The sequence below is a fragment of the Caulobacter sp. D5 genome, assembly GCF_003185805.1.
Classification (GTDB): Bacteria; Pseudomonadota; Alphaproteobacteria; order Caulobacterales; family Caulobacteraceae; genus Caulobacter.
Genome location: NZ_QHJY01000059.1, coordinates 44,090 through 57,464, shown reverse-complemented (window position 1 = coordinate 57,464; position 13,375 = coordinate 44,090). Strand labels below are relative to the sequence as shown.

8 protein-coding genes and 1 pseudogene are annotated in these 13,375 nt (G+C 68.8%); 6 read left to right on the top strand and 3 right to left on the bottom strand.

The annotated features are described in order from the left end of the window. A pseudogene (locus tag DMC18_RS04885) lies at window positions 1-212 on the bottom strand (DUF3597 family protein); the annotation flags it as partial. A 113-nt stretch (window positions 213-325) separates the two neighbouring features. On the opposite strand from DMC18_RS04885, the gene DMC18_RS04880 reads away from it, so the two are divergent. Continuing rightward, complete coding sequence (locus DMC18_RS04880; RefSeq protein WP_110117614.1) at window positions 326-724, top strand: Crp/Fnr family transcriptional regulator; 399 nt, start codon at window positions 326-328, stop codon at window positions 722-724. Between the two features lie 47 nt (window positions 725-771). Here DMC18_RS04880 and DMC18_RS04875 read toward each other — a convergent pair whose 3' ends face one another. Together DMC18_RS04875 and glgA are read right to left on the bottom strand one after the other, a co-directional pair. After that, on the bottom strand, window positions 772-1,008 hold the full coding sequence (locus tag DMC18_RS04875; protein ID WP_110117613.1) for a hypothetical protein: 237 nt from the start codon (window positions 1,006-1,008) through the stop codon (window positions 772-774). Next, a complete protein-coding gene (glgA, locus tag DMC18_RS04870) occupies window positions 1,005-2,669 on the bottom strand; it encodes a glycogen synthase GlgA (protein WP_110117612.1) in 1,665 nt (554 codons plus the stop codon). Before glgA ends, DMC18_RS04875 begins: the two co-directional genes overlap by 4 nt. A 224-nt stretch (window positions 2,670-2,893) precedes the next feature. Here glgA and glgB point away from each other — a divergent pair, with 224 nt between their 5' ends. The 5 genes from glgB to treY are packed head-to-tail and all read left to right on the top strand — an operon-like array spanning window position 2,894 to window position 13,305. Then, complete coding sequence (gene glgB / locus DMC18_RS04865; protein ID WP_199228275.1) at window positions 2,894-5,017, top strand: 1,4-alpha-glucan branching protein GlgB; 2,124 nt, start codon at window positions 2,894-2,896, stop codon at window positions 5,015-5,017. Next, on the top strand, window positions 5,014-7,116 hold the full coding sequence (gene glgX / locus DMC18_RS04860; RefSeq protein WP_110132733.1) for a glycogen debranching protein GlgX: 2,103 nt from the start codon (window positions 5,014-5,016) through the stop codon (window positions 7,114-7,116). Before glgB ends, glgX begins: the two co-directional genes overlap by 4 nt. After that, entirely contained in the window at window positions 7,113-8,846 is a 1,734-nt protein-coding gene (gene treZ / locus DMC18_RS04855; RefSeq protein WP_110132732.1) for a malto-oligosyltrehalose trehalohydrolase, read from the top strand. Before glgX ends, treZ begins: the two co-directional genes overlap by 4 nt. Continuing rightward, window positions 8,843-10,819, top strand: a complete 1,977-nt coding sequence (gene malQ / locus DMC18_RS04850) for a 4-alpha-glucanotransferase (protein WP_110132731.1) — start codon at window positions 8,843-8,845, stop codon at window positions 10,817-10,819. The genes treZ and malQ overlap by 4 nt, the downstream gene beginning before the upstream one ends. After that, window positions 10,816-13,305, top strand: coding sequence for a malto-oligosyltrehalose synthase (gene treY / locus DMC18_RS04845; RefSeq protein ID WP_110117607.1), 2,490 nt, complete (start codon window positions 10,816-10,818; stop codon window positions 13,303-13,305). Before malQ ends, treY begins: the two co-directional genes overlap by 4 nt. Window positions 13,306-13,375: the final 70 nt, after the last annotated feature.

The following is a 13,375-nucleotide window of genomic DNA, read 5'->3' as shown; positions in this document are numbered from 1 at the left end:
TCGGCCAGCTTCTTCATCACCGCCTTGTGCAGGGCGATGTTCTGTTCGGCGCTGCCGGGCGCGCCGGCATGGACGCCCAGCTCGTCGGCCAGCTCCTTGCACGCCTGCAGGGTGGAATCGAGCTTGAGGAGCTTGAGCAGGTCGACGATCGAGGTGCGCCAGTTGCCGCCGCCGCCGTCGATCTCGGCCATCGACGTCAGGACGGCCTCGACATCGACCGGAGCGGCTGGCGCGGACGGCGCTTGGCCCGTTGAGGCGGGAGCCGGCGCGACCGGCGCGACCGCGCACCCCGATCACAGTGCGACCGGTATCACGCGGAGACCTGATGGGGGTATTGGCGCGTTTTCCGCGCATCGCGGCGGCGCATTTTCTAGGCGCCCAGCGTGAGCGCGTAACGCTGATGGAAGCCCTGGCTCTGATGGGGCAGACCGACGGATCGGTGCGCATCGCCGGCATGCTGGTCGAGCTCTTCGACCGCTTGGGCGCCCTTGGTCTGGCCGATCAAGGAACCATGCCTTTCCCGCTGACCCAGGGCCAGGTCGGGGATTTGGTGGGCCTTAGTCCCGTCCATGTCAGCCGAAAATTCGGCGCGATGGAGCGCGCCGGCCTGATCCAGCGCGGCGTGCGCACGATCAACCTGCTGGATCTTCGGCGGCTTCGGTCTATGACCGGCTTGCCCCGGCACGCCTTTGTTCGCGAACCGGAGTGGATCAACTTCACCTGACCCGGGCAGAAAACCCCCAAGGTCTCTCCAGTCCGCCTTAAGACCCGCTATCTGCCGGCCTGCTCGGCGAGGTCGAAGCCGCTGATCAGCAGATCGACGGGAAAGCTCGATAGCCGGACCACGCCGCCTTGCGCCGCTGGCCCGTCGGGGAACTGGCTGGCGTCGATCCTGGCGACGTCGGCTACCTTTTCGCACGCCCGCCCCATGGACGGGTCGGCCGGGATCAGCACCACGGCCTGGGGGTGGCACTCCTGCAGCAGCTTGATCAGTTCGGCGACGATCATCGTTCTTCAACCCGACGCAGGCTCGGGGTCGCCGCCTTGCTCCTGGGCGATGTCCGGCGAGCTGGAGCCCGTCGAGGCGCTGGCCCGGGGCAGCTGGGCTCACCGGCCTCGTAAGCGGCGAAGCTGCGCGGTTCGCTAGGGCTCGCCGGCGCGATCGACACCATCGCCGTGGTGGTCGCATCTTGGACTGGAGCGCGGACCGGCCGCGCCGCAAGGCGCGCGAAAAGCGCGGCGTATTCGGCGGCGGACACGCGCCAGGAGCTATCGGACGCCATGGCGTTGAGCTGGACGCGCCGCCAGCTGACCGGATCGCGGTAAAGAGCGCAGGTCCGGCGGATGGCGTCTTCAAGCATGTCCTGGGTGGCCGGCGCGAACTGCACGCCGGTGGCGGCCGAACGGGCGATCCCGGCGGTGTTGGCGTCAATGATGGTGTCTGACAACCCACCGGTGCGCGAGACGACCGGGATGGCCCCATACCGCATGGCGCAAAGCTGGGTAAGGCCGCAGGGCTCGAAACGCGACGGCGCCAGGATCGCGTCAGCGCCGGCCTGGATGAGATGGGCGAGGTCTTCCCGGTAGCCCAAGAACCGGCCCATGGCGCCGGGATAGCGCTCGGCGGCCTGCGAAAACGCAGCCTCATACCGCGGTTCGCCCTGGCCGCAGACAATCAGCTGGGCGCCCTCGGCAAACAGCACCGGCAGGGCGCCCAGCAGCAAATCGACGCCCTTCTGGTCGGTCAGCCGGCTGAGAATGCCAAAGAGCGGGGCTTCGGCGTCCGGACGAAGGCCAAATTTGGCTTGAAGGGCCAGCTTGTTGATGGCGCGGCGTTCGAGCGTCTCTGCCGTGTAGCGAACGCTGATGTCGGTGTCGGTCTCGGGGTTCCAGACGTCCGCGTCGATGCCATTGAGGATGCCGACCAGCGATTTGGCGCGGGCCTTCAAGAGCCCGCCCAGGCCCATGCCGCCCTCTTCGGTGGTGATCTCCGCCGCGTAGCTTGGAGAAACGGTGGTGACCTGATCGGCGAACTGGATGCCGGCTTTGAGGAAGCCGATGTCGCCCCAGTATTCGACACCGTCGATGGCCATGGCCTCCGCCGGCAGCCCGAGCTTGGTCCGCAGGCTGGCCGGGAACAGTCCCTGGAAGGCCAGATTGTGGATCGAGAGCACGACCGGCGGCGCCCGAAGACGGCGCTCCTTCTGGGCATAGTGGAGGTAGGCCGGGGTCAGGCCCGCATGCCAGTCGTGGGCCTGGATGACGTCGGGCTGGTAGTCGGCCAGGAGACCAAGGCCGATCTCGGCGGCGACCTTGGCCAGGGCGGCAAAGCGCTGACCGTTGTCAGGCCATTCGACCCCCGGCGCCTGCAGATAGGGATTGCCCGGTCGGTCATAGAGGTGAGGCGCGTCGATCACCAGGAGGTCCAGAGCGCCCGCCCTCCCACGCAGCAACCGCGCCGGCGCGCCCATCAGGCTAGAGAAGCGATGGACCACGCTGGGCGTTTCCAGCGCGGCTTTCACCGCCGGATAGCCGGGAACCAAGGTCACGACCTTGACGCCCTCGCGCGCCAGAGCCAGTGGCAGCGCCCCGACGACGTCGGCCAGGCCGCCGGTCTTGATCAGGGGGAAAATCTCCGCAGCGACCGAAAGGATGCTGGGGGCGCTCATCGGACGGCGCCGAATTCAGGACCCTGATGCGCCTCCTCGCAACTGCACAATAAGCTCTGCCACGCCCCGAACGCCATCGCCGCTACTCCTTGAGATGCCTCGGAAACAACGGGAGAGACCAAGGGTTCCGGGAATATTTTTTGATGGCTCCCGGCACAGATTGATCGCCTGATCGTTGTGCACTCGCAGCAATTTGGAGATGGCGGGTGGGGTTGGAGAGTGCGGTGGCCTGGGCGTCCGATCCGTTCGGCTACCTTGGACGCCACGGTGACGTCGTGCGCACGTTTCAGCCCGGCGCGGCGGGTGTCGAAGTCATCTCGCGCAAGAGCCGCCGACGCCTTGGCCGTCTTCAGGAGGCCTCGCCGGGCCTCTTCGTCGGCGAGGTCAAGCCGACCGCAGATTACGCTCTGCGCGTGCTGTGGCCGGACAGCGCTTGGGAAACCGAGGACGTCTATGGCTTTGGTCCGGTGCTTTCAGAAGCCGACCTGACGGCGATCGCACAGGGCGAAGTCATGGGCATGGCCGATCGGCTCGGCGCGGTTCCCCGCGCGCTTGAAGGTGTCGAGGGCGTGGCGTTCAGCGTCTGGGCGCCCAACGCCAGGCGGGTGAGCCTGGTAGGCGACTTCAACAGCTGGGACGGGGAGCGCCATCCCATGCGCCTGCGCCATGAGGCGGGCGTCTGGGAGATCTTCATTCCGCGCCTCGCCGCTGGCGAGCGCTACAAGTTCGATGTCGAAGGCGCCGACGGGGTCGTGCGCCGCAAGGCCGACCCCCTCGCTCGCGCCAGCGAGACCCCGCCAGCCACCGCCTCCATCGTCGCGCCCCTACTCGACCATGCCTGGGGAGACGACGGTTGGATGGCCGACCGCGCCGCGCGCCATCACGCCGGCGCGGCGATCTCGATCTACGAGGTCCACGCCGGATCCTGGCGACGCCCCTGGGACGGTCAGGCCTGTCACGACTGGGACGCCCTGGCCGACCATCTGATCCCCTACGTCGCCGGCCTCGACTTCACCCATGTTCAGTTGATGCCGATCATGGAGCATCCCTTCGGCGGCTCCTGGGGCTACCAGCCGCTCGGGCAGTTCGCGCCTTCCGCACGCTATGGCGCGCCCGAGGGACTGGCTCGCTTCGTCGATCGCTGCCATCAGGCGGGCCTGGGCGTCATTTTCGACTGGGTCCCGGCCCACTTTCCCAGCGACGCCCACGGGCTGGAGCGCTTCGACGGCACGGCCCTCTACGAACATGCCGATCCGCGCGAGGGCTTCCACCCGGACTGGAACACCCTGATCTACAATCTGGGCCGAGACGAGGTCGCCAGCTTCCTGGTGGCCTCGGCCCTCTACTGGCTCGATCGCTTCCACATCGACGGATTGCGTGTCGATGCGGTGGCCTCGATGCTCTACCGCGATTACAGCCGTAAGGCCGGCGAGTGGACGCCCAATATCCATGGCGGGCGCGAGAACCTGGAATCCATAGCCTTCCTGCGTCGGCTCAATGCGGCGGTCAGCGAGCACTTCCCAAGCGCCATCACCATCGCCGAGGAGTCGACCGCCTGGCCGGGCGTGACAACGCCTGTCGATCAGGGCGGTCTTGGCTTCTCGCACAAATGGAACATGGGGTGGATGAACGACACCCTGCGCTACATGCACCGTGATCCAGTCCATCGCGGCTGGCACGGCGGAGACTTGGCCTTTGGTCTCACCTACGCCTTCACCGAGCGCTTCGTCCTGCCGCTCAGCCATGACGAGGTCGTCCACGGCAAGGGCTCGCTGCTGTCGAAGATGCCGGGCGACCGCTGGCGACAGTTCGCCAACCTACGCGCGCTCTTGGCGCTGATGTGGGCCCATCCCGGCAAGAAGCTGCTGTTCATGGGCGGCGAGATCGGCCAGTGGCGCGAATGGGACCACGACGGCGAGCTCGATTGGGCCTTGCTCGAGACGCCTGAGCACGCCGGGCTGCAACGCCTGGTCGGCGATCTCAACCGTGTCTATCGCCAGGAAGGCGCTCTGCATCACACCGACGCGGATGCGCGCGGTTTCGGCTGGATCGCCGAGAACCACGATCGCGACGGCGTCTTCGTCTTCGAGCGCCGCTCCTTCCATGGCGGCGCGCCCTTAATCGTGGCCGTCAACATGACGCCGCAGCCGCAGATGCGGCGGGTGCGCGTTCCGCTGGAAGGCCGCTGGGCCGAAATCCTCAACACCGACGCGGCCGTCTATGGCGGCGGCGACCTTGGCAACCGAGGCGGGGCGAGCGCCTTCTCCCATCCCGACGGCCCGGCCCTGGACCTGACCTTGCCACCGCTGGCCGCTGTCTATTTCCGTTACGAAGGACCTAGCGCTTGACCCCCTCGCCCGAACGCCTGGACGCCGGATCGCCCTATCCCCTGGGCGCCACTTTCGATGGTCTTGGCGTCAACTTCGCGGTGTTCTCCGCCAACGCCGAGCGCATCGACCTTTGCCTCTTCGACCCATCGGGCCGCAAGGAACTGGCCCGTTATCCCCTGCCCGAGTGCACCGCCGAGGTCTGGCACGGCTATTTGCCCGATGCGCGCCCTGGCCAGCTCTACGGCTTTCGCGCCTATGGCCCCTACGCGCCCGAACAGGGCCACCGGTTCAATCCCAACAAGCTCTTGCTGGACCCCTACGCCCGCCGCCTGGCCGGCCAGCTTCGCTGGACCGACGCCCTGCACGGCTACCATGTCGGCTCGCCGCGCGCGGATCTTTCCTTCGATCGTCGCGACAGCGCCCCGGCCATGCCCAAGTCGGTCGTCACCGCCGACGCCTTCGACTGGGAAGGCGATCGCCGGCCCAACACGCCCTGGTCGGAGACGGTGATCTACGAGGCCCACGTCAAGGGCCTGACCGCCCTGCTCGAAGAGGTCGGCCCTAAGGATCGCGGCACCTTCGCGGCCCTTTCCCACCCCAAGGTCATCGAACATCTCAAGCGCCTGGGCGTCACGGCGCTGGAACTGTTGCCGGTCCACGCCTTCACCCAGGATCGCTTCCTGCAGGAGCGCGGCCTGTCCAACTACTGGGGCTACAACACCCTGGCCTTCTTCGCGCCGGAGGCGCGGTATCTCGCCAGCGGCAGCCACGATGAATTCCGCCTGGCCGTACGCCGGCTGCACGCCAGCGGCATCGAGGTCATTCTCGACGTCGTCTACAACCACACCGCCGAAGGCAGCGAGATGGGGCCGACCCTGTCCTTGCGCGGCCTCGACAACGCCACCTACTACCGCTTGGTCGCCGACAACCCGCGCCACTGCATCAATGACACCGGCACTGGCAACTCGCTGAACATGGCCTCGGCTCGGGTCATCCAGATGGTGGCCGACTCTCTGCGCTACTGGGCTCAGTCCTTCCGAGTGGACGGCTTCCGCTTCGACCTGGGCGTGACGCTAGGCCGCGAGGGCGACGCAGGCTTCTCGCCGGGCGCGGCCTTCTTCGACGTCCTGCGCCAGGATCCCGTGCTGGGCCGGCTAAAGCTGATCTCCGAGCCCTGGGATATCGGTCCGGGCGGCTATCAGCTGGGCCAGCACCCGCCTAGCTTTGCTGAATGGAACGACAAGTTCCGCGACACCACCCGTCGGTTCTGGCGTGGCGATGCGGGTCAGCGGCCGGATCTGGCCGCGCGGCTGTCCGGTTCGGGCGATCTCTTCGATCGGCGCGCGCGCCGCCCCTGGGCCAGCATCAACATGCTGACCGCCCATGACGGCATGACGCTGCAGGATGTTGTCAGCTATGACGGCCGCCATAACGAGGCCAATGGCGAGAACGGCCAGGACGGCCACAGCGAGAACTATTCGCGTAACTGGGGCGTCGAAGGCCCGACCGAGGACGACGCGATCCTGGCCCAGCGCCGCCGCGTCCAGCGCTCGATGCTCACGACGCTGATGACCGCGCTCGGCACCCCGATGCTGCTGGGCGGCGACGAGTTTGGCCGCACCCAGCAGGGCAACAACAACGCCTATTGCCAGGACAACGCCATCAGCTGGTTTGACTGGACAACGGCGGCCAGCCCGGCGGGCCAGTCGCTGATCGCCTTTACCGCCCGGCTGATCGCCTTGCGCAAAGCCCATCCCCTGCTGCGCGCCGGCGCGTTTCTCTATGGCCAGGAGGAGATCGCGCCGGGCGTTTTGGACATCGACTGGTTCGATGAGCGCGGCGAGCGCCTGTCGCAGGGCGACTGGCAAAACCCCGAGGGTCGGGCCCTGGTGATGCGGCGCGCGCGCAGGCTGGGCGATGGCCGCCTTGAACTCCTGGCGCTGGCGCTCAACGGCGCGTCCGAGACCCTGACCTTCAACCTGCCCGGCGAGGGCCTGACGTTCGAGCGCCTGATCGACAGCGCCGAGCCGGACGCGCCCCCCGAGGAGGTCGGCCAGACCCTGGACCTGGCCGGCGGCGGCGCGGTGGTGCTGCGCGCGGTCGAGCCTGCGGCATGACCGCGCGGGCCGGTCCATCCTGGACGGCGCCGGGCCAGGTGCGGTTCTCGCTCTGGGCCCCCGGCCGCGCGAGCGTCGCTCTCGAGCTGAACGGGGCTCCGGCGCAGGCGATGCAGCCGCTCGGCGAGGGATGGTTTGGCCTTGAGGCCGACGCCTCGCCAGGGTCTCGCTATCGCTTTCGCCTTGATGAGGAACTCGCCGTTCCCGACCCCGCCGGACAGGCCCTCGACAGCGACGTCCATGGCTGGAGCCTTCTTGTGGATCATGGCGCCTATCGCTGGCGACAGGCCGACTGGCCAGGACGGCCGTGGTCCGACGCGGTGCTCTATGAAGTCCATTGCGGGGTCATGGGCGGCTTTGAAGGGCTGGCCGAACGTCTGCCAGACCTGGCCGGGCTTGGCGTGACGGCCCTGCAGCTGATGCCGCTCAACGCGTTCTCCGGCACACGCAACTGGGGCTATGACGGCGTCCTGCCTTACGCCCTGGCGCCGGCCTACGGCTCGCCCGACCAGCTGAAAGCCCTCGTGGACAAAGCCCACGGCCTTGGGATGATGGTGCTGCTGGACGTGGTCTACAACCACTTCGGCCCGGACGGAAATTACCTGCCGCTCTATGCCGGCGCGTTCTTCGACGACGATCGCAAGACGCCCTGGGGTCCGGCCATCGCCTTCGGAACGCCCGCGGTGGCGCGCTACTTCATCGACAACGCGCTCTATTGGCTCGAGACCTACAAGCTCGACGGCCTGAGGTTCGACGCGGTCCACGCCATCGGCGACAACGCCTTTCTCGACGCCATGGCGGCCGAGATCCGCTCGCGCATCGTCGAGCGACCGATCCATCTGGTGCTCGAGAACGAAGCCAATGACGCCGCCCGGCTGACGGCCGGTTTCGACGCCCAATGGAACGACGACTTCCACAACGTCGTCCACGTCCTGCTCACCGACGAGACCAGCAGCTACTACCAGGACTTCGCCGACCGCCCCGCCGAGCGCCTGGCGCGCTGTCTTGCCGAAGGCTTCATCTATCAGGGCCAGCCCTCCCCCAATCATGACGGCCGACCGCGCGGTCTTTCCAGCGGGCATCTGCCGCCGACCGCCTTCGTCAATTTCCTGCAGAACCACGACCAGGTCGGCAACCGCGCCCTGGGCGAGCGACTGACGCAGATGGTCGCGCCAGAGCGCCTGCAGGCGGCCATGGGCTTGCTGCTGCTTGGCCCGCAGATCCCGATGCTGTTCATGGGGGAAGAGGACGGCTCGACCAGCCCCTTCCTGTTCTTCACCGACTTTCACGACGCCCTGGCCGACGCCGTGCGCGAGGGTCGCCGACGCGAGTTCGCCAAGTTCCCGGCCTTCGCCGATCCGCAGGCCCGCGCGACCATCCCAGACCCCAACGCCAAGGAAACCTTCGAGGCCTCATGGCCGCGCCCCGGCGCCGACCCAGCCGCCTGGCGCGCCCTGGTCGGCCACCTCCTGCGCTTGCGGCGCGAGCACCTTGCGCCTCACATCGAGACGGCTATCAGCCTTGGCGCCGAGGCGATCGGCGCCAAGGCCGTCCAGGCCAGCTGGCGGCTTGAGACCAAGACCTTCACCCTCGCCGTCAATCTTGGCGAGGAGCCGGCGGTGCTCTCAGCAGCGCCGGAAGGCCCGCCGCTGGCCGTGGTTGGCGCAGCCCCGAGCGGCGGCCTGCTTGCGCCCGCCAGCTTTGTCGCCTGGCTGGAGGCCGCGCCATGAGCCGCGAGCCGTTGCTGGCGCTGGCGCAGGCTGTCGGCGTCCTGGTCGACTGGACCGATTTCAACGGGGTCGAACGCCAGGTCGGGCGCGCGACGATCGAGGCGGTGCTCGCCGCCCTTGGCCATGACCCGAAGGCGCCGCAAGAGACCCTGGCCCGGCTTGGCCGACGCGGCCGCGGCGGCCTCATGATCGTGCAGGCCGGCGCGCCCTTCAGCGTTGCCAGCGCATCGGGCCATGCCCGCCTGACGCTCGAGAACGGTCAAACCCTCGATCTTGCAGCCAGCGACGGCCAGATCAGCGTCACGATCGAGACGCCGGGCTACCATTGGCTGGATGTGGACGAGCAGCGCCTGTCCCTGGCGGTCTGTCCTGCGCGATGCCTGACGCCGCGCGATCTTCTGGGCCGTCCTGGCTGGGGTCTTGGCGTCCAGCTCTACGCCCTGAGCGATAGCGGCGCCTTCGGGGACTTTTCGTCTCTGGCCGCGTTCGCCAAGGCCGCCGGCGCTGCCGGGGCCGACGCCCTGGCCATCAGCCCGACCAATGCGCTCTTCCCGGCCGCGCCGCAGCGCTGCAGTCCCTATTCGCCCTCCAGCCGCGACCGCCTCAATATCATGTTTGCCGATCCCAGCAGCATAGGCGGGACAGCCCCTGCGGCGACGGGCGAGGCCCTGATCGACTGGAGCGCCAGTGCGGCCGCCAAGCTTGCCAGGCTCAACGCGGCCTATCATGTGTTCGCCGGCGACCCGCGCCTGGACGACTTCATCGCCGCGGGCGGCCAAGCCTTGCGGCGGCACGCCTTGTTCGAGGCGCTGGACGAGCGCTTTGCGCCCACCTTCGGGGCGGGAAACTGGCGAGCCTGGCCCGCGCCTTTCCGCAGCCCTCAGAGCGCCGAACGCGAGGCCGACGCCCTGGGTCTGGGCGATCGGATCGGATTTTTCCTGTTCGCTCAGTGGCTGGCCGATCTTGGCCTGGCCCAGAGCCAGGCCGCCGCCAAGGCCGCCGGTCTTGGGCTTGGGCTGATCACCGATCTTGCGGTGGGCCTCGATCCTGGCGGCGCGCACGCCTGGAGCCGCCCGCAGGACCTGATGATGGGCTTGACGCTTGGCGCGCCGCCGGACGCTTTCCAGGCTGCGGGCCAAGCCTGGGGCATCACCAGCTTCGCCCCGGACGCCCTCATCGAAGGCAGTTATGAGCCATTCTTGACCACCCTGCGCGCGGCGCTTGGCCATGCGGGCGGGGTACGCATCGACCACGCCTTGGGTCTGGGCCGGCTCTGGGTCGTGCCCGACGGCGGCGGCGCCGATCAGGGCGCCTATCTGCGATACCCCATTGACGACCTCCTTAGCCTGATCGCCCTGGAATCGCACCGGGCCGGCGCGGTGGTGATCGGCGAGGACCTTGGGGTGGTCCCGCCCGGGTTTCGCGAGCGTCTGGCCGAACGCGGCCTTCTGGGCATGCGGGTCCTGCCGTTCGAACGAGATACCGACGGCGGGTTCAGGCCGCCCGGCGAATGGGACAGCCTGGCCGTGGCCATGACCAGCACCCATGACCTGGCGCCAGTCGCCGGCTGGTGGCGCGGCCGCGATATCGACTGGCGCCGCCGTCTGGACGCGCCTGGCGATCGTGACGCCGAAACCCTGGAGCGCGCCGCCGAGCGTCAGGCCTTTTGGCAGGCGGCCGATCATGCGGGTTTGACGCGCGCGCCGCCGACCGCGACCGACGCCCCCCAAGCCGCCGACGCTGCTGACGCCGCCGTCGATCTGGCTCTGGAGCTGGTCGCCGCGACCCCGTGCGAGCTGGCCCTGATCCCGATCGAGGACCTGGCGGGCCTGGACGAGGCGCCCAACCTGCCGGGTGTCGTCGACCTGCATCCCAACTGGCGCCGCCGGCTTCCCCAGCCAAGCCCGGCCCTGCTTGCTTCGCCTCAAGTCGCCGCGCGCCTCGAGCGGCTGCGCGCCCAGAGACCGCGATGACCCCGACCGCAACCTACCGCGTCCAGTTCCACGCCGGCTTCACCTTCGCCGACGCCGCCGCCCTGGCCCCCTATTGGGCCGCCCTGGGGATCAGCCATCTCTACGCCTCGCCCATCGCGACGGCGCGCCAGGGATCGACACACGGCTACGACGTCACCGATCCCACCACCATCAATCCGGCCCTGGGCGGCGAAGACGGCTTTCAGGCCCTCGTCCAAGCCCTTCGCGCCCACGGCCTTGGACTGGTGCTCGACATCGTGCCCAACCACGTCGCGGTCGGCGGCGGCGACAACGCCTGGTGGCTGGACGTGCTCGAAAACGGCCAAGACAGTCGCTACGCGGGCTATTTCGACATCGACTGGACCCCGGCCGATCACGGTCTTGCCGGCAAGGTGCTGGCCCCGTTCCTGGGCGCGCCGTATGCCCAGGCGCTTGCGGCCGGCGATATCGTGCTCGACGTCGAAGCCAATCTTGGCCGCCTCTCCGTCCTGGCTCATGGCGCCCACCGCTTTCCGCTGAGGCGGGAGGACTACGCCAGCGTCCTGGCCGCCGTTGGGGCCGATGCAGTTAAGGACATCGATCCGGAGCGTCTCGCCAAGGCCTATGACAGCGCCAGCCTGCATAAGCTCCTGGAGCAGCAGCACTACCGGCTGGCCTGGTGGCGCACGGCCGGCGACGCCATCAACTGGCGGCGCTTCTTCGACATCACCGAGCTGGCGGGCCTGCGCATCGAAGATCCCGCCGTCTTCGACGCCGTCCACGCCCTGCCGCTGAGGCTTTACCGCGAGGGACTGATCGACGGCTTGCGGGTCGACCATGTCGATGGCCTGGCCCTGCCCGGCGCCTATGGTCGGCGCCTGCGAGAGGCGCTGGCGGAGGCCGCGCCCGACCGGACGCCCTGGGTGGTCGTCGAGAAGATCCTCGGAAGCGGCGAAGCCCTGGCCGGCGACTGGGGCGTGGACGGCACGACCGGCTACGAGGTCATGAACGAGATTTCCGCCGTCCAGCACGCGTCGGCGGGCGCGCAGCCGCTGGCCGCGCTGTGGAACGCCGTCAGCGGTCGCCCCGAAGATTTCGCGATCGAGGAGCACGCCGCTCGCCGTGAGGTGCTCGCCCGCGATTTCGCCGCCCAGCTGGATGCAGCCGCCAAAGCCTTCCATCGGCTCGCCCAGGCCGACATCGCCACGCGGGATCTGCCGATGCCAGGCCTTCGCCGGGCCCTGGCGGCGCTGATCACCGCCTTCTCGACCTATCGCACCTATGCCAACGAGACGAACGAGGCGACGCAGGATCCTTTCGATCGCGCCGCCGCGGCGGAGCCTGCCTCGGCCTTCGCCCTGGCGCAGATCCGCCGCTGGTTGGCGGCGGACGGCGACTTTCCCGCCGATCTCAGGGCGCAGGCCATTCGACGCTTCGAGCAGCTCAGCGCCCCCGTGGCGGCCAAGGCCGTGGAGGACACCGCCTTCTATCGGTACGGCCGGCTCCTCTCACGCAACGATGTCGGTTTCGATCCTGGACGCCTGTCGACCTCCCCGGCCGATTTCCTGGCGCTCGCCGACGCACGCGGCCGGGCCTTCCCTGACAGCCTGCTGACCACCGCCACCCACGACCACAAGCGAGGGGAGGATGTCCGCGCGCGCCTGGCGGTGCTGAGCCACATGCCAGAGGCCTGGGCGGCTCGCGCCCAGGCCTGGCTGGACCTCGCGCCGCCTGGCCCGATGGAGCCCGGCGACGCCCACATGCTGCACCAGACGATCCTGGGCGCCTGGCCTCTGGACCTCCCGCCGACGGATGGCGCAGGCCTGACCGCCTTTGCCGACCGCCTGGCCGGCTGGCAGCGCAAGGCCCTGCGCGAAGCCAAGCTGCGCTCGGCCTGGAGCGTTCCGGACGAGGCCTATGAAGCAATCTGTGAAGACTACCTGCGAGGCTTGCTTGAGGGCCCGGAGGAGGCTTTCCGTGACGACTGCGCAGCGCTGGTGGCGACCATCGCGCCAGCCGGCGTCGCCAACAGCCTGGTGCAGGCGGGGCTGCGGCTGACACTGCCGGGTGTGCCGGATCTCTTCCAGGGCGCCGAATTTTGGGATTTCAGCCTGGTGGATCCCGACAACCGGCGGCCGGTCGACTACACGGCGCGAATGAAGGCCCTTCAGAGCGAGCCGGGAGCGTTCGACTGGCGCGACGGCGGCGCAAAGCAGGCCTTGATCAAGCAGCTCCTGCACCTGCGCCGCCAGCATCCCGATGTCTTTCGCGCACCGCTGCAGGCTTTGGCGGTCCGGGGCCGACGCGCAGAGCAGGTGGTCGCCTTCGAGCGCGGCGCGGGATCCAAGCGACTGGTCGTTATCGCCGGCGTCGGCTGCGCGCCCGCCTGTCTGGCGAGCGGCGCGCCCAGCATCACGCCGGACTGGTGGGACGACACCGCCCTGCCCGACGGCCGCTCGATCGCCGATCTGACGCGCGGCGCGCCGTTCTGGGCGGCCGTGGTCTGAGACCCTTGGTCGCGGCCTCGTCTGATTGACAGGACTCGCGTTCGGCGCGTCCATGGTCCGGCTTCTGGGG

Excerpts from the sequence above, each read along its gene's own strand:
- DMC18_RS04880 (WP_110117614.1), top strand. The coding sequence starts at position 326 with ATGGGGGTATTGGCGCGTTTTCCGCGCATCGCGGCGGCGCATTTTCTA.
- DMC18_RS04875 (WP_110117613.1), bottom strand. The coding sequence starts at position 1,008 with ATGATCGTCGCCGAACTGATCAAGCTGCTGCAGGAGTGCCACCCCCAG.
- glgA (WP_110117612.1), bottom strand. The coding sequence starts at position 2,669 with ATGAGCGCCCCCAGCATCCTTTCGGTCGCTGCGGAGATTTTCCCCCTG.
- treZ (WP_110132732.1), top strand. The coding sequence starts at position 7,113 with ATGACCGCGCGGGCCGGTCCATCCTGGACGGCGCCGGGCCAGGTGCGG.
- malQ (WP_110132731.1), top strand. The coding sequence starts at position 8,843 with ATGAGCCGCGAGCCGTTGCTGGCGCTGGCGCAGGCTGTCGGCGTCCTG.
- treY (WP_110117607.1), top strand. The coding sequence starts at position 10,816 with ATGACCCCGACCGCAACCTACCGCGTCCAGTTCCACGCCGGCTTCACC.